Annotated in this window: 20 protein-coding genes; 18 read left to right on the top strand and 2 right to left on the bottom strand. The window is 64.3% G+C overall.

The features are described 5' to 3' along the window. Positions 1 to 116: 116 nt before the first annotated feature. The 9 genes from MKD49_RS04555 (at position 117) to MKD49_RS04515 (ending at position 9,156) form a co-directional block, all read left to right on the top strand. Positions 117 to 1,154 carry a DUF4105 domain-containing protein gene (locus tag MKD49_RS04555; protein WP_199725101.1) on the top strand — a complete coding sequence of 346 codons (1,038 nt, stop codon included), beginning with the start codon at positions 117 to 119 and terminating at the stop codon, positions 1,152 to 1,154. Between the two features lie 183 nt (positions 1,155 to 1,337). Beyond that, positions 1,338 to 2,204: an ABC transporter permease subunit gene (locus tag MKD49_RS04550; protein WP_083859480.1), complete on the top strand. Its 867-nt coding sequence runs from the start codon at positions 1,338 to 1,340 to the stop codon at positions 2,202 to 2,204. Further along, complete coding sequence (locus tag MKD49_RS04545; RefSeq protein WP_051057381.1) at positions 2,204 to 2,959, top strand: ABC transporter ATP-binding protein; 756 nt, start codon at positions 2,204 to 2,206, stop codon at positions 2,957 to 2,959. The genes MKD49_RS04550 and MKD49_RS04545 overlap by 1 nt, the downstream gene beginning before the upstream one ends. A gap of 60 nt (positions 2,960 to 3,019) precedes the next feature. After that, positions 3,020 to 4,027, top strand: a complete 1,008-nt coding sequence (locus tag MKD49_RS04540; protein WP_121043960.1) for an NrtA/SsuA/CpmA family ABC transporter substrate-binding protein — start codon at positions 3,020 to 3,022, stop codon at positions 4,025 to 4,027. Between the two features lie 37 nt (positions 4,028 to 4,064). Next, on the top strand, positions 4,065 to 5,039 hold the full coding sequence (locus tag MKD49_RS04535; protein ID WP_252695585.1) for an ABC transporter substrate-binding protein: 975 nt from the start codon (positions 4,065 to 4,067) through the stop codon (positions 5,037 to 5,039). A gap of 7 nt (positions 5,040 to 5,046) precedes the next feature. Next, positions 5,047 to 5,898, top strand: a complete 852-nt coding sequence (locus MKD49_RS04530; RefSeq protein ID WP_252695584.1) for an ABC transporter permease — start codon at positions 5,047 to 5,049, stop codon at positions 5,896 to 5,898. Then, positions 5,895 to 6,623, top strand: a complete 729-nt coding sequence (locus tag MKD49_RS04525) for an ABC transporter ATP-binding protein (RefSeq protein ID WP_252695583.1) — start codon at positions 5,895 to 5,897, stop codon at positions 6,621 to 6,623. Before MKD49_RS04530 ends, MKD49_RS04525 begins: the two co-directional genes overlap by 4 nt. A 21-nt stretch (positions 6,624 to 6,644) precedes the next feature. Beyond that, on the top strand, positions 6,645 to 8,003 hold the full coding sequence (locus MKD49_RS04520; RefSeq protein WP_252695582.1) for an LLM class flavin-dependent oxidoreductase: 1,359 nt from the start codon (positions 6,645 to 6,647) through the stop codon (positions 8,001 to 8,003). A gap of 46 nt (positions 8,004 to 8,049) precedes the next feature. Continuing rightward, the gene (locus MKD49_RS04515; protein WP_252695581.1) at positions 8,050 to 9,156 is read left to right on the top strand and encodes an LLM class flavin-dependent oxidoreductase; all 1,107 of its coding nucleotides are present in this window, start codon (positions 8,050 to 8,052) and stop codon (positions 9,154 to 9,156) included. A 68-nt stretch (positions 9,157 to 9,224) separates the two neighbouring features. On the opposite strand, the gene MKD49_RS04510 is transcribed toward MKD49_RS04515, so the two are convergent. Continuing rightward, positions 9,225 to 10,514: an O-acetylhomoserine aminocarboxypropyltransferase/cysteine synthase family protein gene (locus MKD49_RS04510; protein ID WP_252695580.1), complete on the bottom strand. Its 1,290-nt coding sequence runs from the start codon at positions 10,512 to 10,514 to the stop codon at positions 9,225 to 9,227. 316 nt (positions 10,515 to 10,830) lie between these two features. Between MKD49_RS04510 and MKD49_RS04505 the strand changes: the two genes are divergently transcribed. The 3 genes from MKD49_RS04505 to MKD49_RS04495 are packed head-to-tail and all read left to right on the top strand — an operon-like array spanning position 10,831 to position 17,125. Beyond that, the gene (locus tag MKD49_RS04505) at positions 10,831 to 13,545 is read left to right on the top strand and encodes a type VI secretion system Vgr family protein (RefSeq protein ID WP_252695579.1); all 2,715 of its coding nucleotides are present in this window, start codon (positions 10,831 to 10,833) and stop codon (positions 13,543 to 13,545) included. 51 nt (positions 13,546 to 13,596) lie between these two features. Next, on the top strand, positions 13,597 to 15,480 hold the full coding sequence (locus MKD49_RS04500) for a phosphatidylserine/phosphatidylglycerophosphate/cardiolipin synthase family protein (RefSeq protein ID WP_252695578.1): 1,884 nt from the start codon (positions 13,597 to 13,599) through the stop codon (positions 15,478 to 15,480). Between the two features lie 4 nt (positions 15,481 to 15,484). Then, complete coding sequence (locus tag MKD49_RS04495) at positions 15,485 to 17,125, top strand: tetratricopeptide repeat protein (RefSeq protein WP_252695577.1); 1,641 nt, start codon at positions 15,485 to 15,487, stop codon at positions 17,123 to 17,125. Between the two features lie 28 nt (positions 17,126 to 17,153). On the opposite strand, the gene MKD49_RS04490 is transcribed toward MKD49_RS04495, so the two are convergent. After that, a complete protein-coding gene (locus MKD49_RS04490) occupies positions 17,154 to 18,587 on the bottom strand; it encodes a fimbrial protein (RefSeq protein ID WP_252695576.1) in 1,434 nt (477 codons plus the stop codon). A gap of 279 nt (positions 18,588 to 18,866) precedes the next feature. Here MKD49_RS04490 and MKD49_RS04485 point away from each other — a divergent pair, with 279 nt between their 5' ends. The 6 genes from MKD49_RS04485 to MKD49_RS04460 all read left to right on the top strand — a co-directional run bounded on the left by MKD49_RS04485 (position 18,867) and on the right by MKD49_RS04460 (position 25,131). After that, positions 18,867 to 19,394 carry a fimbrial protein gene (locus MKD49_RS04485; protein WP_209534203.1) on the top strand — a complete coding sequence of 176 codons (528 nt, stop codon included), beginning with the start codon at positions 18,867 to 18,869 and terminating at the stop codon, positions 19,392 to 19,394. 125 nt (positions 19,395 to 19,519) lie between these two features. Beyond that, the gene (locus tag MKD49_RS04480; protein WP_252695575.1) at positions 19,520 to 20,224 is read left to right on the top strand and encodes a molecular chaperone; all 705 of its coding nucleotides are present in this window, start codon (positions 19,520 to 19,522) and stop codon (positions 20,222 to 20,224) included. Positions 20,225 to 20,234: 10 nt separating this feature from the next. Further along, complete coding sequence (locus MKD49_RS04475; protein WP_252695574.1) at positions 20,235 to 22,847, top strand: fimbria/pilus outer membrane usher protein; 2,613 nt, start codon at positions 20,235 to 20,237, stop codon at positions 22,845 to 22,847. Continuing rightward, positions 22,844 to 23,614: a molecular chaperone gene (locus MKD49_RS04470; RefSeq protein ID WP_252695573.1), complete on the top strand. Its 771-nt coding sequence runs from the start codon at positions 22,844 to 22,846 to the stop codon at positions 23,612 to 23,614. The genes MKD49_RS04475 and MKD49_RS04470 overlap by 4 nt, the downstream gene beginning before the upstream one ends. 11 nt (positions 23,615 to 23,625) lie before the next feature. Further along, positions 23,626 to 24,447 carry an EAL domain-containing protein gene (locus tag MKD49_RS04465; RefSeq protein WP_252695572.1) on the top strand — a complete coding sequence of 274 codons (822 nt, stop codon included), beginning with the start codon at positions 23,626 to 23,628 and terminating at the stop codon, positions 24,445 to 24,447. Positions 24,448 to 24,471: 24 nt separating this feature from the next. Then, positions 24,472 to 25,131: a response regulator transcription factor gene (locus MKD49_RS04460; RefSeq protein WP_039784218.1), complete on the top strand. Its 660-nt coding sequence runs from the start codon at positions 24,472 to 24,474 to the stop codon at positions 25,129 to 25,131. The last annotated feature ends 7 nt before the right edge of the window (positions 25,132 to 25,138 follow it).

Raw genomic sequence — 25,138 nt, 5'->3', positions numbered from 1 at the left:
CGTCGATTGTGGAACGCGCCCGCCGTGACGGCCACGAATGCTTTCGCATGAACTTATGCGGACAAGGCCGCTACAATGCGGCTGGACCGAACCGAGACAAGTTGAGGATGTTGCCGATGGCTGTTGTGCATGCTGCGATGATGATGGTGCTGGGCCTGCTGGCACTGGGCCTGGCCGTATGGGGCGGGTTTGCGCTGTGGTTCCAGCTGCCGGGCGCCGCCTGGCTGCGCATCGCCGCCATCGTGCTGTGGAGCTTGCCGCCTGCAGCGACGCTGGCGCTGGTGGCCGGGGTGCCGGGCCTGCCCGGCCTGCCTCACTCCTGGCGCTGGGGCCCGGTGGCCCTGGTGCTGGCCGGTATTGCCATGGCCGGCTGGTGGAGCAGCATCCGCCCCAGCCACGCGCGCGACTGGGCCGATGATGTGGCGCGCATGCTGGTGTCGCAGGTGCAAGGCGATACCGTCACGCTGGACAACGTGCGCAACTTCAACTGGCGCACCGAGACTGATGTCGACATCCGTTGGGAATCGCGCCAATATGATCTCGCGCAACTGGTCTCGGCCGACTTGCTGCTGTCCTACTGGATGGGGCCGGCGATTGCGCACACGCTGGTGTCCTTCGGTTTTGCCGATGGACGGCGTCTGGTGTTCTCGCTGGAGATCCGGCGAGAACGCGATGAAGCCTTCTCGGCCCTGGGCGGCTTCTTCCGCAAGTTCGAGACCGTCATCGTTGCCGCCGACGAAGCCGACATCATCCGTACCCGTACCAATGCACGCGGGGAGGATGTGTATCTGTATCGTCTGCAATTGCGCCCGGACCAATTGCGCCGCGTCTTCCTCGGCTACCTCGAACGCGCGGCGCAATTGCGGGAGCGTCCGCGTTTCTACAACACCCTCACCAGCAACTGCACCACCATCGTCTTTGAACTGGCGCGCCGTCTCTCGCCCTCTCTGCCGCTGGACTATCGCCTGCTGCTCTCCGGCTACTTCGCCGATTACGTGTTTGACCATGGCGTGCTGACACCGGGATACAGCTTCGCGCAATTGCGCGAGGCCGGGCGCATCACCGAACGCGCCCTGCAAAGCGGGCCGGAACCGGACTACAGCAAGCGCATCCGGCAGGGTGTACCGGGCGTGTCCACGGCCGAGCTGCGCTGAGTCACAGGGCCTGTTCATACTCAATCTCGCAGATGAAGCGTGAACAGGCCCTAATCCGTTTACCGGATATCCAAACACAAAATCATTCGTATTCCCTCGCCGCGAAGCTGATTACGATTTCCTTCTTTGCACGACCCGGCGGCCTGCCGGGTGCGTCCTCGCTACCACCGAGAAGGAAACGCCATGCCCGAAGCGGTCAATCATTTTCCCCTGCCGGCGGCGGGGGCTGACTCCGCCTCTGCTGCGCCGGACAACACGTCGCACAGCCCGCGCGTGCTCACTGCACGCAGTCTCTTCTTCATTTCATGGACCGCACCGCTGGTGCTGCTGCTGGCCTGGGAAGCGCTGGCCCGTGCCGGCGTGCTCTCGCCGCAGGTGCTGCCCGCGCCCAGCAAGGTCTTGCAGACGGCACTGAACCTGATCGCCCAGGGCCGCCTGCTGTCGGACCTTGGTGCCAGCCTCTTGCGCGCCGCTGCCGGGTTTGCCATCGGCGGCAGCATCGGCTTCGTGCTCGGTACGCTGGTGGGCTTCTCACGCTTGGCCGAGGCGCTGGTGGACCGCAGCGTGCAGATGGTGCGCGCCGTGCCTTTCCTGGCAGCGTTGCCGCTGGTGATCGTGTGGTTCGGCGTGGGCGAGGGCGGCAAGGTGTTCCTGGTCTCGCTGGGCGTGCTGTTCCCCATCTACATCAATACCGTGCTGGGCATCCGCCAGGTCGATCCCAAGCTGCTGGAACTGGGCCGCGTGACAGGGCTGTCCAACTGGACCCTGATCCGCCGCATCGTCCTGCCCGGTGCACTGCCATCGATCCTGGCCGGGGTGCGCTATGCACTGGCCGTCGCGTGGCTGGCGCTGGTGATCGCCGAGACCATCGCCGCCAATACCGGCATCGGCTCGCTGGCCATGGATGCGCGTGAATTCCTGCAGACCGACGTGATCGTGCTGACCATCGTCATCTATGCCGGCATCGGCGTGGTGTCCGATGGCATCGCCCGCCTGCTGGAGCGCCGTCTGCTGGCCTGGCATCCCAACTACGCAGCCAAGGGGAAATGATGAGCGAGACCTTGTTTGAGCGCCATACCCTGCACCCCGCCACGGCCGATGAACTGGCCGTGAGCGTGGCCGGCCTGAAGCGCCGCTACGGACAACGCACCGTGATCCAGGGCCTGAACCTGCGCATTGCGCGCGGTGAATTCGTGGCCCTGCTGGGCGAGAGCGGTTGCGGCAAGACCACCTTGCTGCGCGCGCTGGCCGGACTGGATCCCATCGATGGCGGCCGCATCGACGGACCGGCGCAGCCCGCCGTGGTCTTCCAGGAACCGCGCCTGATCCCGTGGGATCCGTTGTGGCGCAATGTCTCACTGGGCCTCGATGACCGCCGGGGCAAGCCGCTGGCGCACGCCGCCCTGGAAGAGGTGGGCCTCGGTGACCGGCTCGACGACTGGCCGCGCAATCTCTCCGGTGGCCAGGCCCAGCGCGTGGCGCTGGCACGCGCCCTGGTGCGCGAGCCGCGCCTGTTGCTGCTGGATGAACCCTTCGCCGCCCTCGACGCACTCACCCGCATCCGCATGCATGCCCTGGTGCGCCAACTGCTGGCACGGCATCGCCCCGGGGTGCTGCTGGTGACGCACGATGTGGATGAAGCCATCGTCCTGGCCGATCGCATCCTCGTCATGCGCGAAGGGGCCATTGCCAATGATGTCCGCGTCGCCCCCGAAGCGGCCCATGACCGCAGCCATCCTGCTGCCCAGGCCCTGCGTGCGCAATTGCTGGCAGAACTGGGCGTGGTGGCCGCCCAGGCTGCGTAGCGGCGGCATTAAGTTTTCCTGAATGCTGTTTTTTTCCTCATTAAATCCTGCTTAATGCTCATGTCCCACGATTCCAAGCCTGCCAATCTCCATCGTCGTCAACTGTTGCAAGCCGCGCTGGGTGGTGCGGCCCTCGGCGCCAGCGGCCTGCCGCTGCTGGCGCGCGCCGCCGGCAAGTCGCGCACTACCGATACGGTGCGCCTGGCCTGGGGCAAGGGTGGTTTGCCCGGTATCGCCCGCACGCGCGGCGAGTTCGAAAAGACGCTAGCCCGTGATGGCATCAAGGTACAGTGGATCGGCCCTTTCCCCAACCATGCGCCGTCGTTGCAGGCCGTCACCGGTGGCAGTGCCGACTTCGGTTTCGGTGGCAGCACCACCCCCGCACTGGCGGCGATGATCGCCGGCTCGCCGCTGGTATTCACGCAGTTCGCCGTGGTCGAGCCGCGCAGCACGGCCATCATCGCCAAGGATGGGTCGGGCATCAACAAGGTCAGTGACCTGGTGGGCAAGACGGTGGCAGTCAATCGCTCCGGGCTCGGAGAATTCCTGCTGGTGGCCGCGCTGGAAAAGCACGGCATCGCGCGCGACAAGGTCAATTTCGTCTATCTCAATCCGCCGGATGCGGGCCCCGCTTTTTCGCAGGGCAAGGTCGATGCGTGGTCCATGTGGAGCCCGGGCGTGGACATCGCGCGGGTGGAGTACAAGGCGCATGACGTGTTCTTTGAAGGACGTGACCTCGATTTCCTGATCGACTTCAACTCCTACGTCACGCACCGCAAGTTTGCCGAAGAGAATGCCGACATCGTGCGCGCCGTCAACGCCGCCTATCGTGCCGAGGGCGAGTGGATCAGCAAGAATCCGCGCGAGGCCGAAGCGCTGGTGCAGAAGGATGCCGGCTATTCCGACGCGGTGCGCGATTCGCTCATCAAGCTGGCGCGCCGCTGGGAATTCCACGGCACCGACGACGCCAAGTTCATCGCCACCTTCCAGGGCGCGGCCGACTGGCTGGCCGCACGCAAGATCCTGCCGCAGAAGGTGCAGGTGAGCGACTACATCGTGAAGGTGTGAGCGTGCCAGTCGCATTCATTTCACGAGGACTCACTGCATGAAGCGTCGCCACTTTCTCACTGGTCTTTCCGCCCTGGGCATGGCCGCGCTGGGCAGCCGGGCCGCAATGGCCGCCCCTTCCGGCACGCGCCTGATCGTGGCCGACCAGAACGAATTCCTGCGCCAGCTGCTGGAGGCCAGCGGCGAGCGCAAGTCGCTTGATGTCGCACTGGAATTGCCCAATTTTGCGGGCGGCCCGGCCATCTTCGAGGCCATCCGTGCTGGTGCGCTCGATGTCGCGTATGTCGGTGATACGCCGCCCATCCAGGCGCGCGCAGCGGGCGTGAAGCTGCCCATCATCGCCACCTTCACCCGCGAGCTCTCGCAATACCGGCTGGTGCAGCGCGCCGGTGCGGGCGTGGAGAAACTGTCCGACTTGCGTGGCAAGCGGCTCAGCTATGTGGAAGGCTCGGGACGCCAGGTGTTCCTGATCGATGCCTTGAAGCGTGGTGGCCTCACGCTGGCCGATGTGCAACTGGTCAACCTGCGCGTGGCCGATCTCAACGATGCGCTGCGTGCCAAGGCGGTCGATGTGGCCGTCCTGCTGGAGCCGCATGTGACGCGTCTGGCCAAGCAGATCGGTGCCACCACCGTCCCCGATCCGGAAGTACGCAAGCTGCTGCCCTCGACGTCCTATCTCTACGCCCGTCCCGAGGTGCTGGCCGATGCGCAGAAGTCGCAGGCCATCGCCGCCTTCATTGCCGCCTTCGTGCGCGCCGGCACGTGGAGCAATGCCCATGAGGAAGAGTGGGGGCGCTTTTACTTCACGCAGTTCCAGCGCATCGATGCGGCCGGCACCGCGGCCATCCTTGCGGGACAGTCGCCGCTGAAATTCCAGACCGCCGCCGAGGCCATTCCGCATCACCAGAAACTCATCGACATCCTCTACGAAGCCAAGGCCGTGCCGCAGCGTTTCGACGCCGCCGGCGCCTTCGTCTCCACCTACGACAAGCTGATCGTCGCCAACCGCTGAGGCCCTCATGAGTGCACACGCCCGCCTGGATTCGCCTGCTGATGAATTGCCGCTGGCTGCACCGGCGGCGGCGTCCTCCATCGCACCTTCGCCATCGCTGATGCCGGCGCGCCTGCCGCCGCGTGCGCTGCTGTTGGGGCCGGCACTGCTGCTGGCGATCTGGGAAGCGGCCTCGCGCCTGGGCTGGCTGTCGCCGGAAACGCTGACCGCGCCTTCGCAGGCGCTGCTGACCGGCCTGCAGATGCTGCGCGATGGCAGCCTGCTGCCGCATTTGCTGGCCTCGGCCGCGCGGGCCTACAGTGGCCTCTTCATCGGGCTGGCCACCGGCGTGGTGCTGGCGCTGTTGTCCGGCCTCACCCGCAGCGGCGAGGCGCTGATCGACGGGCTGGTGCAGGTCAAGCGCGCCATTCCCACGCTGGCCCTGATCCCGCTGGCGATTCTGTGGCTGGGCATCGGCGAGGCCATGAAAATTTTCCTGATCGCCACCGCCGTCTTCGTCCCCATCTACATCAACACCCACGCCGCCCTGCGCGGCATCGACATCGGTCACGTGGAGCTGGCGCGCACGTTGCATCTCTCACGCGCTACCTTCCTGCGCAAGGTAGCGCTGCCGGGGGCCTTGCCGGGCTTCTTCACCGGGCTGCGGCTGGCAGTCTCGCTGTGCTGGACGGCACTGGTGGTGCTTGAACTCATCAACACCCAGACCGGCATCGGCTACCTGATGAACCGGGCACGCGACTGGGGCCAGACCGATGTGATCGTGGTTGGCATCCTGATCTATGCCGTGCTGGGCCTGTTGTCGGACCTGGTGGTGCGCGCCATTGAGGCGCGCGTACTGCGCTACCGGAGGACCGCATGAGTCCGCAGGTATTGAGCACGCCGGGCGCCATCCACGCGCGTCACCTGAGCCGCCGCTTCGGCAGCAAGACCGTGCTGGACCAGCTCGACCTGGACGTTGCGCCGGGCCAGTTCGTGGCCCTGCTGGGCGAATCCGGTTCCGGCAAGACCACCTTGCTGCGCGCGCTGGCCGGGCTGGACCAGGACGCCACCGCCACAGGAAAACTGGCGCTCACCGGCAACGTGAGCGTGCTGTTCCAGGATGCGCGGCTCCTGCCCTGGCTCAGTGTGCTGGAGAACCTGACGCTTGGCCTGGAGGCCGCTACCGCCAGGCCGGCGGCACTGCAGTTGCTGCAGGAAGTGGGCCTGGCTGAACAGGCGCACGCCTGGCCTGCGACCCTGTCAGGCGGACAGAAGCAGCGCGCGGCACTGGCCCGTTCGCTGTTGCGCACGCCGCATATCCTGCTGGCCGATGAACCCTTCGGCGCCCTTGATGCGTTGACCCGCCTGCGCATGCAGGGCTTGCTGCGCCGCCTGGTGGAGCGCACCCGTCCGACCGTGATCCTGGTCACCCACGATGTGGATGAAGCGCTGCTGCTGGCCGACCGCATCCAGGTGCTGGAACAGGGCCGCATCGCCCAGGACCACGCGGTGAACCTGTCCCATCCCCGGCGCGCCGACGATCCCGGTTTCGCCGCCCTGCGCCAGGTGCTGCTGCAGCGCCTGGGTGTCGATTCCCTCGCCTGAAGACCACTACAAGGAGCCGCCATGTCGCGCCCACGCCAATTGCACCTGAACCTCTTTCTCATGAGCCGCGGTCACCATGAAGGCGCGTGGCGCCATCCCGGTGCCAATCCCAAGGCGCTGACCGATCTGGAACTCTATGCAGACGCAGCGCGCCTGGCCGAAGTCGCCAAGTTCGATGCGGTGTTCCTGGCCGATACCCTGGTTGGCCCGGAGGGCGGCCAACAAGCTACCTCCGGCCTGCTCGACCCCTTGCTGCTGCTGACGGCGCTGGCCTTGCGCACCGAGCGCATCGGTCTCATCGGCACGGCCTCCACCACCTACAACCACGCCTACACGCTGGCGCGCCAGTTTGCCTCGCTGGACCATATTTCGCGCGGCCGTGCCGGCTGGAACATCGTCACCTCCTGGGCCCCGCGCGCGGGCCAGAACTATGGCCTGCCCGAAAACGTGGACCATGGCAGCCGCTATGAAATCGCCGAAGAATTCGTGGCCGCCGTCGATGCGCTGTGGCGCAGCTTCCCGGCGGCGGCCGTGCTGGATGACCGCGCCGGTGGCCGCTTCCTCGATCATGCGGCAGTGCAGCCGGTGCACTTCGAGGGCAAGCATGTACGCACACGCGGTCCGCTCAATGTGCCGGGCAGTCCGCAAGGGCGGCCGGTCTACGTGCAGGCTGGCCAGTCCGAAGCGGGCCGTGCGTTTGCGGCGCGCTGGGCCGAAGCCATCTTTACCGCGCACGGCCATCGCGCCTCTGCGCAGGCGTTCTACCAGGACATCAAGGGCCAGGCAGCACGCCTGGGACGCGCCGCCCAGGACATCGTGATCCTGCCCGGCATCAGCGCCGCCATCGGCAGTACCGAAGCCGAGGCACAGCAGGTCTGGGAAGAACTGGATGCGCTCACCAGCATCGAGACTGGCCTGGCGCGTCTGTCGGCGCGCTTTGGCGGCCACGATTTTTCTGCCTTGCCGCTGGACCGCAAGCTGACCGCCGATGACTTTCCCGACCCAAGTCTGGTGCAGGCCTCGCGCAGTCGCGCCGTCGGTTATGTCGAGACCACGCTGCGCGAAGGACTGACCCTGCGCCAGCTGCTCAAGCGCCTGGCCGGTGCGCGTGGACACCTGGCCGTGGCCGGTACGCCCGAACAGGTGGCGGACCTGATCGAGGACTGGTTCAACGCGGGTGCGGCCGATGGCTTCAACGTCATGCCGCCCATCATCGGCCAGCAATTCGAATTGTTCACCCGCGAAGTGGTGCCGCTGCTGCGCCAGCGCGGACTGTTCCGCGAAGACTACGAGACCCATACCTTGCGTGGCCACTTCGGCCTGCAGGAGGTGGCGGCCCAGCCCGGCTGGCAGGCCGGCGCGAACAAGGTTGCGGCCTGATGCCCGCAGTATCCGATCCCGAATTCCTTACTGAAGAGAGTCCAACATGAGCGTCAATTTCATCGGCATGGTCACCACCCACAAGAACTCCGAGATCCATCCCTCGGTCGGGCAGGCCATCGATACCGACTACCTGCTGCGCTTTGCGCGCGCCCACGAAGAGGCCGGCTTTGACCGGGTGCTGGTGCCGTATCATTCCAATGGCCCGGATGCCATCCTTACCATCGCGCAAGTAGCTGCCGCCACCCGGCGCATCCAGCTGATGCTGGCGCATCGCCCCGGTTTCGTCGCGCCCACGCTGGCGGCACGCCAACTGGCGACACTGGACCATTTCAGCGGCGGACGGCTGGGCGTGCACATCATCTCGGGCGGCTCCGACATCGAACAGCGCCGTGACGGCGACTACCTCGATCATGACCAACGCTATGCCCGTACCGATGAATACCTGCAGATCCTGCGCCAGGTGTGGACTGCCGACAAGCCCTTCGATCACCAGGGTGCGCACTATCGTTTCGAGCAGGCGTTCTCTGAAGTCAAGCCGCTGCAGCAGCCGCAACTCCCGATCTTCTTCGGCGGGGCCTCCGAGGCCGCCATTCCGGTGGCCGGCCGCCATGCCGATGTCTATGCGCTGTGGGGCGAATCGCTGGAGCAGGTGCGCGACCTGACCGGACGCGTGCGAGCAGAAGCAGCACGGCATGGACGCGAGATCAGTTTCTCGGTGTCCTTCCGCCCCATCCTGGCGGCCACCGAAGAGCAGGCCTGGGCACGTGCCGAACGCATCCTCGATGAGACGCGCCGCCTGCGCTCGGGCAATGGCACGCGCCATCCGGCCTACACCGGACCGCAAGAGAGCGAAGGCGCGCGCCGTCTGCTGGCTGCCGCCGAGAAGGGCGACCGGGTCGACAAGCGCCTGTGGACGGCCATTGCCAGGGAGACCGGTGCGCGCTACAACTCCACCGCACTGGTCGGCACGCCCGAGCAGGTGGCCGAGGCGCTGCTCGATTACTACGATCTGGGCGTGACCACTTTCCTCATCCGTGGCTTCGACCCGCTGGAAGATGCCATCGACTATGGCCGTGAATTGATCCCGCGTACGCGTGAGCTGGTGGCACAGCGTCTGCAGCAACGGGCAGCGGAGAAGCAGGCCGCCTGATTTATCCACTGCCTGAAATGAAAATGGCTCCGCATGCGGAGCCATTTTTTGTTGAAGGACCGATCAGATCACGCCGACTGCAAGGCCTGTTCCAGGTCAGCCAGCAGATCGTCGATATGCTCGATGCCGATGGACAGGCGCACCGTGTCTTCGGTGACGCCCGCCTTCTCCAGTTCGGCGGGCGACAACTGACGGTGCGTGGTGGAAGCGGGATGCGTGGCCACTGACTTGGCGTCACCGATGTTGACCAGCCGCGTGAACAGTTGCAGCGCATCCTGGAAGCGCGCGCCGCCGTCGCGGCCATTGGCCACGCCGAAGGTCAGCACGCCCGAGGCGCGGCCCTTGAAATACTTCTGCGCCAGCGCATGGTCGGGATGATCTTCCAGCCCGGCATAGTTGACCCAGCGTACCTTCTGGTGACGCTTGAGGTATTGCGCCACGGCCAGCGCATTGGAGGTGATGCGGTCCAGCCGCAGTGACAGGGTTTCGATGCCCTGCAGGATCTGGAAGGCGTTGAAGGGGGAGAGCGCGGCGCCGGTATTGCGCAACGGGACCACGCGCGCACGGCCGATGTAGGCAGCCTCGCCCAGCGCCTCGGTATAGACCACGCCGTGATAGCTGACGTCGGGTTCGTTGAGGCGCTTGAAGCGTTCCTTGTGCTTGGCCCACGGGAACTTGCCCGAGTCCACGATGGCGCCGCCCAGCGTAGTGCCGTGCCCGCCGAGATATTTGGTCAATGAATGGACCACGATGTCGGCCCCATGCTCGAAGGGACGCAGCAGATAGGGCGTGGCCACGGTGTTGTCCACGATCAGCGGGACGCCATGGCGATGCGCGATCTCGGCCACGGCAGCGATGTCGGTGACGTTGCCCAGCGGGTTGCCGATGGATTCGATGAAGATGGCCTTGGTGCGCTCATCGATCAGCGGGGCAAAGGACTCCGGCTGGCGCGGATCGGCGAAGCGCGTCTGGATGCCGAACTGCGGCAGCGTGTGGGCGAAGAGGTTGTAGGTACCGCCATACAGGGTGGAGGCCGAGACGATATTGTCGCCTGCTTCGGCAATGGTCTGGATCGCGTAGGTCACGGCGGCCTGCCCGGAGGCCAGGGCCAGCGCGGCGATGCCGCCTTCGAGTGCGGCCAGGCGTTTTTCCAGCACGTCCTGGGTCGGGTTCATGATGCGCGAATAGATGTTGCCCTGGACCTTCAGGTCGAACAGGTCGGCACCGTGCTGGGTATCGTCGAAGGCGAAGGCCACGGTCTGGTAGATCGGCACGGCCACGGCGCGCGTGGTCGGGTCAGGATCGTAGCCGCCGTGGACGGAGAGGGTTTCGAATTTCCATTGTGGGTTGTCTGGCATGTTGTCTCTCTTTGTCTTGGATGGAATGCGCAAAGCAGGGGGAAGCCCAAGCGCCACGCTAGCGCGAGCCTGCATCCGGTGCCAAGAAATGTTTTCTCATAAGCATATGCAGGCGAGGCCAATGCCGATGCTGGTGACGATGTACTGATTCGCAGGCAGCAAGGCAGTTGTGCTGGATGTCATGCGACCTATGGTGCGCTTGTCATTGGCATCGAATAGTTTCGGCAGTCACTGCAAAGATCGCGGCGATCCGTGTCGGCCAATGGCGACACGCCGATACTGGCGCGCTCGTTCATCTCGCTGGTGCTGCCTGCTCATGAGCCTCTTCGATTCGCTGCTGCGGCAGCCGCAGTCCCGTCGCCTGCTGCGACTTTCCTTTCCGCATGACGATGCGCCTGCCTGTGCGCTGGTGATCAACCGCTTCGAGGGCAGCGAGGCGATGTCGCGCGATTTTCGTTTCGTGCTGGAGCTGCTCAGCGACGAGGCCGCGATTCCGTTGACCTGTCTGCTGGGCAAGCTGCTGTGCGTTTCCTTGGTGACGGCCGACGGGAGCCTGCGTCCTTTCACCGGGCATGTCATGTCGTTTCGCTTCGTGAGGACCGATGGCGGGATTGCCTTCTATGAAGCGGTGCTGGTGCCATGGTTGCATTACGCGCATCTGCGGCGGAACTGCCGGCTGTTCCATGACCAGACCATTGAACAGCAGACCGAATCGATCTTGCGGGACTATGCCGGCTTGGCGCACTGGCGCTGGCAGGTAAGCGAGGAGGAGGTTCCGAGCTCACTCTGCACGCAGTGGGAAGAGACTGACCACAACTACCTCGCCCGGCGCTGGGAGGCCGAAGGCTATTGCTACTGGTACGAGCATACGGCGCAGGGCCATACGCTGGTGATCTGCGATGACAGTACCCGCGCGGAGGCGATTGAGGGGTCTTCTGCGGATATCCGTTTCCATAGCGCGGGAGGAGCCGAGGACGAAGACGCCATCGCGCAATGGCAGGTCGTGCAGCAGGGGACGACAGCGCAGGTAGCGGTGAGCGGGTTCGATTTCAAGCAGCCATCGCCGCGTCATGTGGAGATCATGACGGTGGTGGAACAGGGCGAGATCGCACGCAAGGAGATCCACCAGTACACCGGTCATGATGGCTTTCGCACCTTCCTGGAGGGCGACCGGCTGGCCCGTCGGCGCATGGAGGAGATCGAGGCCGGCAGTCTGCTTTTCGAGGCGCAGGGCAATCACCGGCAAGTGGCACCGGGGCGGCGATTTCGGCTGCTGGAGCATTTTCACGCGAAGGCTGGCGATCCGCAGTTCGTGATCCTGGAGGTGGTCCATGAGGCCAGCAACAATTACCTGCAGGATGCAGATGTGCCGGCGAGCTACGCGAACCGCCTGCGTTGCCTGCCGTGGGACACGCTCTGGCGGCCGGGCCCGGGCTTTGACAGCCAATCCACTACGCTGCTGGCATTGCAGACGGCGACCGTGGTCGGGCCGGAAGGGCAGGGGAGTCTGCACGTCGATGCGTATGGACGCATCCAGGTGCGCTTCCATTGGGATCGCGCACGCAGTGGCAGTTGCTGGATCCGTGTGGCCACCCATTGGGCGGGTGCGCACAGCGGCTGGAGTTCGCATCCGCGTGTGGGCTCGGAGGTGGTGGTGCAATGGCTGGACGGCAATCCGGATCATCCGCTGGTTACCGGCTGCGTCCACAACCAGGACAACATGCCACCGTGGGAATTGCCGCAGCAGCGAGCCTTGAGCGGATTGCGCAGCCGTGAGCTGACGCCGGAGGGCGGCAATGCGGCCGGTGGCCGCAGCAATCACGTGATTCTCGATGACAGCTGCGAGCGCATGCAGGTCCAGATCCGCAGTGATCATCTGGCCAGCCAGCTCAGCTTGGGTCATCTGACGCGCATCGAGGGACAGGCGGGACGCAAGGAGGCGCGTGGCGAGGGCTTTGAATTGCGCAGCGATGGCCACGGCGCGCTGCGGGCGCAACGCGGTCTGTTGCTCACGACGCATGCGTGCGCAGAAGCGGAAGGGCAGCTCACCGCGATGGAAGAGACGACGGCCGATCTGCAACGAGGCGGCCAATGGCAGGCCGAACTGGCGCAGGCGGCCGTGCAGGCTGGCGCACAAATGGCGGGCGAGCAGGAGAACGTCGCACAAATCCTGCAGCAGCAGTGCGCTGCGATTGCGGGCCAGACCAAGGGAGCGGTGCTGGAAGAAGGCGTTCCGGCATTTCTGGCTCCACATCTGGTACTGGCCAGTCCGGCGGGCATCGAGACCGCCACCGCAGGGTCGACGCATCTGTTGAGCCAGCAGCACACGGCCATCAGCAGTGGTGGCCATGCCAGCCTGAGTGCCGGAAAGAGCCTGCTGGTCAGCGTGCGCGAGGCGGTGCGCCTGTTCGCTTGCAAGGCGGGCATGAAGCTGGTCGCCGCAGCCGGTGACATCGACGTTTCCGCGCTTGCCGCGAGCGTGAACATTCTTGCGCGTCTGAACATTACGCAGACGGCCAATCGCATCAGCATCGAGGCCAAGGAAGAGGTCGTCATCAATGGCGGCGGCAGCGTCATGCGCTGGCACGCCGGCGGTATCGAACAGAGTACGTCGGGCCAATGGCGAGCCCATGCCGCCGGGTATGCGCATGACGGTCCGGTCAACGGGCCGGTCCCGGTCTTACCGGATCCCCCCGCCCTGGGCGAACTGAAGCAGCAGCGGCGGCTGGCCTTGGTGCTGACCTCGCACGCCGTGCAGGGCAAGGTCTTTGCGCATGAGCCCTATCAGCTCTTCAAAGCTGGCAACCGGGTCGCCGAGGGTGTGACCGATGCCCACGGCCAGGTGCTGATTACGGTGACGGACGAGGAGACGGCCAGCTATGAGGTCAGGCTCAGCAACGGCCATGTCTTTGAGCTGCCGGTCAGGGCGCGGCTGGACGATATGGACGCACAACTGGCTGCACGAGGCTATCGCGCCCGCGAGGACGATGCTCGCGATCGTGAGCGCAACCGGGCGATGCGCGAGGGTTGAGCGGCGCGTCTGCATTTGCCTGAACTTGATGCACTTCACCAGAGAGGATTCATGAGCACCACCCAACAGGCCAGCACGGTCCCGCTCAGCCAGGCACATCCTCGCAGCCGAGGCAGCGCGCAATGGTTGCTGGAAAGCGCGCAGGACAAGGACTGTCCCATCCATCGCTGTAACCGGCTGCAGATGCTGTATTGCGGCGAGCAGGCGTTTGCACGGATTTGCGACGACATCCGCCGCGCAAAAGATAGCGTCGAGATCATCTGCTGGGGCTTCGATCCGGCCATGGAATTGGAACGGGGCACAGGAGCATGGCCACGTGGTGAGACCTGGGGTGATTTGTTGCGCGATGTGGCAGCGGGCCGCTACAACGAGGGCAAGCCGGTGCAGGTGCGCTTGCTGTCGTGGTATGGCGTGATCGGTAGCGCACTGGCGCACAACATGCCGGGCTACCAGCGGCCGAGTGATTATGAGCAGAGGCAGGGGCCGATGCGTGGCGAAGCCAGCGTGATACGGCCGGATGCGGGCGGCATGCCGGATCCTGTGGCCGTGCGTGATCGGCGTGAAGTGTTCAACGCAAGCTGGTATCGCGCGGCAGAAGCGGGCGCCATTCCGAATTTGAATTTGCGGGTACGTGATGGCGATATGCGTGCGGTATGGGGCAGCCTGGAGAAGGAGGCGGGCAAGCGCAGCTTTCTGGAGACGGCGGGGATGGTGCTGGTGGCCACCGATCATCAGAAGAGCATCCTGATCGACTATGAATATGAGGGAGGAGCGCAGGCTGTGGGATATGTGATGGGCCTCAATGCCGTTACCGATTATTGGGATACGGAAGCACACCTGTATCACGACCCGCGGCGTGGCGAAGGATGGGAAGGGCGTACGGAAGATGGCCGTCCCGGATTGAAGCCCTATCAAGATTACGCTTGCCGCATCGAAGGGGAGGCGTTGGTCAGCATCAGCAAGAATTTTACGGATGCCTGGAATCGGGCAAAAGGCAAAGGGGGACCGCTCGCGCGCACGCACGACGTACACCAGCCGCCGCCTGGCTTGTGTGCCGCACTGAAGGGTGAACGCAGCGTCAATGCGCAGATCATCCGCACTCAACCGGAAGAAAATGACAAGAGCATTCAACGACTGTATCGGCAAGCCAGCAGCTTTGCACGTCATTACCTGTATGTGGAAAACCAGTATTTCCAGTACGAGCCGTGGGTGCGGCAGATCAAGGAGGATCGTCGCAAGTTCATGGAATGGTGGCAGCGTGCGGGGCAGAGCGTGGACGATCTGCCCAACCTTCACGTGATGGTGGTGATGCCGACGCCGGAACTTCCGCAGATGGTGCCGCGTACGTATGACGCGGTGCGCTCATTAGGTCATGGGGACTCCATGCCGAATCAGGACAAGCTGGTGGAAGAGGATAAAAAAGGGACGCTAGGACAAAGTGCCGCTGCCGTGGGCAGCAAAGAAGACGTGGCGCGGGAACTGGATGGATTGGGCATACGCACCTTGGTCGGCACCTCATGGACTTATGACCATGATTGGCGAGGACGAGCGCCGCTGAAAGAGGGCGTGGCACCGACGATGGCGGACCGGTACCGCGAGATCTACATCCACAGCAAGCTGATGGTGATTGACGACGCGATGTTGACGGTGGGCAGCGCGAATTTGAATTTGCGATCAATGGCAGTGGATGCGGAGATGAATGTGGCTTGCGATGATCCGGTGTTGAGTGCGGAGGTCAGGAGGCATGTTTGGGGGAGGCATACGGGAGGGATGCTGGATGGAGGTGGGGGAAGTCCGAGGGAGATCGCCGTCACGTTTGAAGAGTGGATCAAGCTGATGAAGGCGAACGCCTTTAAGAAAAATAATGGTGGTCTACCGATCGGCTTTCTTTTCCCTTTCAGGGATGAGCGCGTGAGCAGAACTCGTTTGGCCTAGTTCTATGATGAATTATCTTTTTAAGGCGCTGATGTTAAGCATGCTTCTTCTCAACACGAGTGCGTACCCGATGAAAAATTTGCCACGTAACATGCCCTTAAGAGCATTTGATCCACACCGCAGTGATTTCAGTTGCCGCTATGAGGAAGATGTTCTTCCGCCAATCGAGGAAGAAGCAGAGCAATGGTTTCAAGAAGCACTTGCTCTGACCAGCCCGTCTCTATGGCCGAATCAGCGTGACTATTCCGGAGCGGCGGTTCTATGGGAAAAGTCCGCTGATCGAAACCATTGGAAAGCGATACTGAATCTGGCCAGCGCGTACACACACGGACAAGGTGTGAAACGGGATACTGAACGGGCAGTGCTGTTGATAGAACGGGCCATGTTGATGGGGATTCCCTCTGCCTTTGATGTCATGGGCACCTACCACCAACAGGGAATAGGTGTGAAGCAAGACACCAGCCGTGCCTATGCGTTTTGGCAATTGGCCGCAGAGATGGGCAGTCCCAGCGCGCTCGGGTATTTGGGAGGAAAACTGGATGCGCTTTATGACAGCCCGCCAGCATTCTGGGGTAACCGCACGATCGCGCGCAGGATGCTGGAATGCGGGCTGAATCAAGGGAACGCCGAGGCTGCTTTCAATCTTGGTGGCGCGAGTGTTGGCGACAACGTTGAATTTGATCAGGACAATGATCGAGCCCGCATTGTTCTTCAGGAGGGTTTAAGACTCGGTAGCTACCTGTCAGCAATATTTTTGGCTAGCGCTTTCCGACATGGCGACCCATTATCCGTTATCGGTATCGACAAGGCCCGTGAAGACCGCTACAGGATTTTCTCCGATGCACTCCAGCGCAACCCCGACCTGCGTTTCCCCAATCTCGACAAGGTACTTCCCCTTCCTCCGGCCAAGCTGCCCATGTGGAATGGTGATCGCAAGACTTTGCTTGAGGCTGCCAGGGCAATCTTGCAGAAGCCTGCAGGGCTTACACCCCCTATACCCGATCCAGCTTGGCTGCGCACCGGCCGTGCACGGATCCCGGATGGCCAGCAATTGCCGACGCACCCACAGAGACAGATTGCACCGCAATTCGAAACTACCGCAGCTCCGGAAACAGGGTACTGGCAGGCCCGCCTGATGCGCCCCATCACGGAGCGCCACCGCACATGGAACGCCGAACAACTGCCCTTGCGTTATGAACAGGGAGAACTGTTTGATCGCAGCCGCGCCGGTTTGCAGGATGAGGACGGCCGCATCCAGTTTCATTACCTTGGCATGCCGGTCGATCTTCTCGCGCCGCCGCCGGTGGTCGAAGATCCCCGAGTACGAAGACGTGTTGCGCGTTACGCAGAGATTCCCCAGACCGAGCGCCGCTACCGCAGCCATTCGCCTTGTCCGCACAGCGGCATCTGGCGACCCTATCTACCGGAAGATCATCCCAAACATCAAAGTTTCAACCGCTGGGATCGTCAGGTGTATCTGAGAAAGGGCATGCCCTTCCCGGATGTCATCCGTCAGCGTCCCGGCATCAGCGAGAAAGATCTCCTGTGGCAGTGGCTGGGCAATGCCAATGAAGAACGCGAGGGACTCGAACACATCAGCCTTGATCAGAAAAGCGGCCCGGCCAGTCCGGAGGGGCAGCATTGAGTCCATCCAGATCGTCTCCTTGCCTTCTTTACTGCACCTTGACGATCACATAGGCGGTTGCAAACACCCGTCCCGCTGCCACGGCTTGCCCGGGCAGCCGTTGCAGCGTAGCGGTCAGCCGCTTTTCTACCGTGAACTGATACGCGGGGGCAGCAGGCGCCGGCGGCAGGCAGCGTGACGCATTGCTGGCGTCGAGCCGATACCATCCGGCGTTGCGGCCCGCTGGCAGCGGTCTGGATAAACCTTGTCCGGCCAGCGGCGAGCTGAGGAATTGCATCGGCTGCTGGCTGTCGCTGTCGCTCAGGCTGATGCCCACACCCTTGGCCAGAGAAGGATCCAGGCCGTAGTAGTCCGAGAGCAGATACCGCACGCCCTGATCCTGATTGACATACCCCAGCTGCCGCGCTGCCGCCAGTGCGCCCGGTGAGACCTGAATGCCAAAGGCAGTCTGGTTGTCGTCAGTGCCGGCGGTGTTCGGCGGTCGGGTATTGACGCCCTCGTCACAGCGAAAGGCCAGCGTGAATTCCACCTGCCGTGTCTCGCCCTGGTTGAGTTCCTCTTCCGAGATCGTCGGAAAAACCACTTCCGGCGTCACGTTCTGCACCACGCACGAGGGCAGCACGCTCAGGGTGGCCGCCTGGCGCATGCCGAAGGCGATGCCGTTGGCGGCACCGAAGAAGAGGAAGCGCGTCGCGTGATCTTCACCATCATCATCCATGTCGCCGCTGGCGCGGTTGTACCCCGGACCCCGCAACATCAGGTATCCATTGGGCTGCAGACAGCGGTAGGGAACGGCCGTCTGCAAACGGTTGTTCGGGCGGTCGCCGCACCAGTTGCTGGTGCCGGTGCCGGGACTGAGATCGGAGACACGGGCGATCTCTGCCTTGACCGGACTGAGATGCCTGGCGCGGATCAGGATCTTCTTGCTGGCTTCATCGACGTCGTAGTTCTCAAGACGGGCCGATTGGTAATAGCGCGAAAACACCTTCCCTGAGCGCAGATGCGTGAGCCGGATCGCCACACCGGGAAACCAGGTGCGGTAGAAGCCCGGCAAGCCATCCTGCGTGCCGATCTCGGCAAATCCGCCCACGCGGTCATCGCCATTGGTGGAAAACACTTCGGATATCTGTCCGGCATCGGCCAGATCACAGGTCCACAGCAGCGTATCGCCGCTGATGCCGGAGGCCTCGGCGGCCGTCGCCACCGCACTTCCCAGCAGTGTGCCGGCCGGCTGCAGGACGGTACTGGCGAGATTGATGCGGCCGAACCAGAACTGGGCCGAGCCGCCATCGCTCAAGGGCGTAAAGGGATAGGCGATGCGATTGTTGCGCTTGCAGATGGCCTCTGCCGGCACCGACAGCAGGCATAGCGCCAGCAAGGCAAGCAGCAGGTGCAAAGGGCAGGGCAGGACCCAGGGCGCAGGTACGCCGGGCCTGGCGTGATCGGGCGGGCGAGCAGACAAGGGAAAACTCCGGCAAGGATGGGAAGCCCTGCATGTTCGCGCAAGCGCACCTGTGCGCGACATGGGCCAGCTCTGCAATGTGCATGGGCCAAATCCCATTGTGCGGCGATGCCCGCGTTTGGGATTTTGCCCATTGCTGAATCAGCGATTGCCAAGGGCTGCTTGGGGGAGCGCCGATTCTGCTGCGCCACCTGCCTGCCTATGATTCGTCTGGTGCCGGACACATCGGTTGGTGTCGGCATTCTTCGTGGATCGACCGAATTCTCCTTGGGGGTAAAAATGAAAAAGCATCTCGCAATTCTGTTGCTGGTCTCGCCGTCGGTGGTACTGGCGGCAGGCAGTACCATCAATTTCCGTGGCCAGGTCAACAGCCAGACCTGCCAGGTGATGGTCGACGGTGCGGCCAATCCGGTGGTGCTGCTGCCCACGGTGGCCACCGGCGACCTCGCGGCGACAGGCGCTTCAGCGGGCGAGACGCCCTTCGTGGTCAGTGTCAGTGGTTGTACGGCATCTGCCACCGATAAACTGAAGGTCAAGACGCAATTCCTGGCCAGCGCCGCCACCAGCGGCAACAACATTCCCAACCTGGGCAGCGCCAAGAACGTGGCGCTGCAATTGCGCAAGAGCGTCGGCGGCGATCCGATCAGCCTGGTGGGGGGCAGCGGCGTGTCGGTCGAGGGGCTGGAGATCGCCGCCGGCAGTACCAGTGCTTCTCATACCTTTGCCGTACGCTACGTCGCCGAAGGCGGCGCGGCCGAAGCGGGCTCCGTGATTGGCTCGGTGCAGTACGCCCTCGACTACTTCTGATGCGCCTGTCCGGGCGCGGACTTCCGTTTCCCCGTTGGTCTCACCCCTGTCGCTGCCGGGATATTTCCCGGCGGCGCATCTCCGTTTTTGCCATGAACAGAACAAGCTTGCGCGCAGGTCTCCTCATGTTGCTGGTCTTCCTGCTGAGTGCGCACGCCAGCGCCAGCGTGACCATGCTCGGTACGCGCGTCATCTATCCGGCCGACGCCGGCGAGCAGGTGCTGCGCTTCAGCAACCCTGATGATCATCCCAATCTGGTCCAGTTGTGGCTGGATGATGGACACGCCGGCCGGCCCGATGGGCAGGCCTCGCCCTTCCTGGTCATTCCGCCGGTGTTCCGCATCGAGCCGCATGGCGGCCAGGTGGTGCGGCTCTCCTACATCGGCGCAGCGCTGCCGCAGGACCGCGAGTCGCTGTTCTTTCTGAATTTCCTGCAGGTGCCGGCCCTCAAGGCCGATTCGGTCAACGACAATCAGCTGGTGCTGACCGTGCGCAGCCGCATGAAAGTCTTCTATCGTCCCCCCGCCCTGGCCAGCGAGGCCGATGCGGCGCGCGCACCCGCGGCGCTTTCCTTCGCCATCGACAGCAGCGACGGGATGGCCAGCATGGTGGTGCGCAACGGCAGTGGCTATCACCTGATGGTGCAACAGGCCGATCTGGTCTTGGGTGACCAGGCGCAAGCGCTGGCCAGGACCACGGTGATCCGGCCTTTCCAGGAACTGCGCTGGCCGCTGGACCATGTGCCGGCCGACCGTGCAGGCATGCGCATGCGTCTGCGTCTGCTCAACGATGTGGGTGTGGAAGTGCCGCGCGACTATTCCGTGCAGTGAGGTGATCACGGTGAGTGTGCATCCCTCGCCTCTGCGGCGCGTGGCCCGGTCTGTCCTGTCGCTCGGGGCCGGGCTGCTGGCCTGGCCGGTGGCCGTGGCCGGCCCGGCGGAGAACAGCTATCGATTCCTGGAATCGCTGGAGATGGCCTCGCCCATCAACAAGGGCAGCCTGTCACGTTTCAATCGCGTGGGCAATGTCGAGCCCGGCATCTACAGTGTGGATGTGTTTGTCAATGGCAGCTACAGCCACCGCCGCGCATTGCGCTTCGACCTGGTTGAAGGGATGGGCGCGGCGGCCTGCTTCAAGGCCGAGGACGCCGTCTTGCTCGACCTGCGGCAGGATCTGGTCGCGCAGCTGGGCCAGCGCGAGTGCGCCCGCATCGACGAGCTGGCGCCCGGGGCGCAGGCCGTGTTCGATCTCTCACGCCTGCGGCTGGATGTCAGCCTGCCGCAGGCGCAACGCAACCATGTCGCGCGGGGCTACATCGACCCCGCGCTCTACGATGCCGGTGACAGCATGGGTTTCCTCAACTACAGCATCAGCCAGTATTACGCCCATACCGCCCAGGCCAGCAGCAGTTCGGTCTACGGTTTTACCAACAGCGGCGTGAACCTGGGCCTGTGGCGTTTGCGCCAGCAAGGCAGCCTGGGCTATGACAGCCGCAGCGGACTGCGCTGGAATCCGGTGCGCACCTATGCCCGCCGCGCCTTGCCCGACTGGACCAGCGAATTGACCGTGGGCCAGAGCTATACCTCCGGCAAGCTGCTGTCGGGATTGGCCTACCAGGGACTGGAACTGAGTTCGGACGAGCGCATGCTGCCCGATTCGCAGCGCGGCTATGCACCGGTCATTCGTGGCACTGCGCGCAGCAACGCTCAGGTCATCGTCAGCCAGAAGGGGCGCGATATCTACCGCACCACCGTCGCTCCGGGCAGTTTCGTGATCGACGATCTGTATCCGACCAGCTACAACGGCGATCTTGATGTCACCGTCATCGAGGCCGATGGCACCCGGTCCCGCTTCAGCGTGCCTTACTCGGCGCTGCCGGAATCGATGCGGCCTGGCAGTGAGCGTTACAGCGTCACACTGGGCCGAACCCGCGATACCGACAGCAGCTTGCCGTTCGTGGATGCGCTCTACCAGCGCGGGCTGAGCAACAGCATGACCGGCAGCCTCGGACTGCGCCTGGCGCCGGCATACCAGTCGGCGGTGCTGGGCACCACCCTGGCCGGGCCAGCCGGTTCGCTGGGCTTGTCGCTTAACTATTCGCATGCCGATACCGGTGGCGGTGCGCGTGGCGGCTGGATGATGGGCGTGTCTTATTCACGGGCCTTCGATGTCACCGGCACGCAGTTCTCCATCGCCAGCTATCGCTACTCCACGTCCGGTTACCGCGAACTGGCCGACGTGATCAGCGAGCGCCAGGTGCGGCGTACCGGATTCTCTTCGCTGGCCAGTTCCACCAGCTATCAGCAGCACTCGCGCATCGATCTCTCGCTCAGCCAGCAACTGGGGAGCCTGGGCTCGCTCTATCTCTCCGGCCTGACCCAGACCTTCCACCATGACCGCAGCCGCATCACGCAATTGCAGTTCGGGTATTCGACCTTGTGGCGCAACGGCGTGAGCCTGAACCTCGCCTTCCAGCGGCAGCAGGTCAGCAGTGTGGCCCGGACCGCCAATGATCTGGACGGGCGGCTGGCAGCGGTGGCGCAACCGGGCTCCTCGTTGATGCTGTCGCTGTCGATCCCGCTGGGGCGCGAGGGCGGTGAGCGGCCTGTCGCCAGTACGTCGGTGGTCCGGGCGGCGGACCAGGACCTCTATCAGACCCAGGTGTCCGGCATGCTGGCGGGCGAGCGCCAGCTCAGCTACAGCGTGGGGGCCAGCCATGTGCCGGGCGGCCAGCAGGACAGCGTCAACGGCAACCTCGGCGCGCGTTTGCCCAAGGCCAACCTCAATCTCAATCTCACGCACGGGCGCGACTACTGGCAGGTGGCCGGCAACGTGCGCGGCGCGCTCGCCGTGCATGCCGGCGGTATCACCCTCGGTCCCTATCTGGGCGATACCTTTGCCCTGATCGAAGCCAAGGGGGCGGAAGGTGCGCGCCTCTTCAACGGCCAGGGGGCGGTAATCGACAGCCACGGCTACGCCTTGCTGCCCTCGCTCTCGCCCTATCATCGCAACGTGGTCGAACTGGCGGCCAGCGGCAAGCGCCACAAGACCGAATTGCTGGAAAGCCAGCGCACCGTCATCCCGTATGCCGGGGCCACGCTCAAGCTCAGTTTCGGGACGCGCACCGGCCACGCCTTGCTGATCCGCCTGCAACGCGATGGCGCCTCGCCCTTGCCGATGGGAGCCGATGTGCTCGATGCGCAAGGCGGCGTGATCGGCATGGTCGGGCAGGGCAGCCAGGCTTATCTGCGCACGGACCAGCTGCAGGGCGAGCTGCTGGTGCGCTGGGGCGACGGCCAGCAGGAGCGTTGTTCCGCGCGCTACGATCTGCAGGGGCAGGATCTGGCGCAGGAGCTGATCCGGCTGGAAGCGGCCTGCGTGGCCGCACCCCGCCGTGCCGAGTTCCTGCCGGCAGAGGCCGCACAACCGCGCCTACCGGGAGCGCCGCAATGAGCCGCTGCCGGATCGCTCGGCTGGCGCGCTGGGTGCTGCTATCCATGCTGCTCTGCTGCACGCGAGCCGAGGCCGGGCTCATGCCCGAGCGCACGCGCCTGGTCTTCAGCCAGGGAGAGCGCGAACTCAGCCTGCGCCTGGCCAACACCAACCCGCATGCCGTGGTGGTGCAGAGCTGGGTAGACCAGGGCGAGGGCAGCCAGGCACCGGACACGGTCCAGTCTGCGCTGTTCGTCCTGCCTGCCGTACAGCGGCTGTCGCCGCAGGCCATCGGCCAGGTCCGGGTGCTGACCACCGGCGAGCCGCTGCCGACCGATCGCGAATCGGTGTTCTGGCTCAATCTCTACGAGATCCCCCTGCTGGCGGATGCGCCGCAGGCAAGCGCGCCGCGCTTGCTGCTCGGGCTCAACACCCAGATCAAGGTGTTCCATCGTCCCCACGGCCTTGCCGATCCGGGGCCGCAGTGGAGCGATGCGCTGCACTTCCGGCTGCAATGGCAAGCCGGGCAATGGGTCCTGGTCTGCCGCAATGACAGCCCATATTTTGCTTCCCTTGCCAGCCTGCGGGTCAGCGACGGTCGCCGCGAACTGGTGCCGCGCGCCGCCCCCGACCAGATGGCACCGCCCTATGGCGAACAGGTCTTCGTGCTGCCCGTGGACGATGCCACCCTGCCGTGGCAGCAGCCGCGCCTGAGCTTCCAGCTCATCGATGACGACGGGCGATCCAGCGAGCACGCAAGGTCCCTGATGCCGCCCAACCTGCCATGAAGGAAATTCCCATGCATGCCGCCGCTCAATGCGCCCACTCTGCCGCCGTCCCGCCCATGGATCGCAGGCACTTGCTGCTGGCCTTGCGTCGCCGTCAGTTCCAGCCCTTCCTGCAGCCTATCGTCGGCGAGGACGGCGACTGGCAGGGGGCCGAGATCCTGATGCGCTGGCAGCATCCGCACGCCGGTGTGCTGGCACCGGCGGTTTTTCTGGAGCGCTTGTCCGAGGAGGGCCTGCTGGCTGCCACCACGCGCCAGATGCTGCATCAGGTGCGGGCGGCGTGGGGTAGCGCACCCGCCTGCCTGGGGCAGCCCTTCGTGCTGTCCTTCAATGCCTGTGGTGAGCAGTTGCAGGGTGAGTCGCTGGTGGCCCAGTGCCAGGCCCTGCTGCGCCGCCTGCCGTGGCCGCAGTTGCAGCTGATGATCGAGATGCCCGAGCGCGGTGCCGACCTCGGACCGGAGCGCTGCCGCCGCCTGTTCGCCCAGTGCGAGCGGGCCGATATCGCCATCGCCCTGGATGATTTCGGCATCGGCGACGCGCGCCTGCACCAGCTGGCCTGTGGCCGCGTCAGTTGCCTCAAGCTCGATCGATCGTTTGTTGCTGCCATGCAGGGCAATTCCCTGTACAGTCGCCTCATCGAAACCATCGTCAGCCTGGCCGCCGAGTTCGATGCGACCGTCACCGCCGAAGGCATCGAGACCCGGGGGCAGTGGCAGCGCTTGCGCCGGATGGGGGTGCGGCGTTTCCAGGGATATTATTTCGCCAGGCCGCTGGCGATGCCGGAGTTCTTCCGGCAGATGCAGCGCCGCCGGGACCAGGCGGCCACCAACTGAGCAGCGCGGAAAGGGAATGCCAACATGGCGACCAAGGGGACATTGATACGGGTCGGGATCGCAGATGATTATCCGGTCGTGTTGCGGGGCATCGAAGCCATCCTGGCCACCTGCGCCGACCTGGCGCTGGCCTTCTCGGCCGAGAGCATCGCGCAGCTGATGAGCTGCCTGGAGCGTGATCCGGTGGACGTACTGCTGTGCGACTATGCCTTTGATGATGACCCCCAGGCCGACGGGCTGGACCTGCTCAAGCGCCTGCGCCGCCAGCATCCGGCGATGAAGGTGATCTTCCTCAGTGCCCATGCCCAGCCGCAGATCATTTCCAGCGCCCTGGAGCTGGGGGCGGCCGGTTTCATCGGCAAGAACCGCAGTGATTTCGTCAACCTGCCGCAAGCCGTCTGCAGCGTCCATCACGGCCAGGTCTATCTGCCGCAGTCGCTGTCGTCGGCCTTGCTGGGCAGTCTGTTCAATGTCAACGCACGCCAGACCGGGCTGGCCCAGTTGTCCGAGCGCGAGCTGGTGGTGGCGCGCATGATCTGCCAGGGCATGTCCATCAGCGACATCGCCGAGCGCCTCAACCGCAGTCCCAAGACCATCAGCAACCAGAAGGTGGCGGCCATGAAGAAGCTGGGGGTGAGCAATGACGTCGAACTGAGCCGGATCTTCCAGAACCTGGGCCACTGAGAGCCGC

This window comes from Herbaspirillum sp. WGmk3 (genome assembly GCF_023952535.1).
Classification (GTDB): Bacteria; Pseudomonadota; Gammaproteobacteria; order Burkholderiales; family Burkholderiaceae_D; genus Herbaspirillum; species Herbaspirillum huttiense.
The sequence above is the reverse complement of the archived record's forward strand: the minus strand, read 5'-3'. Positions and strand labels throughout refer to the sequence as shown.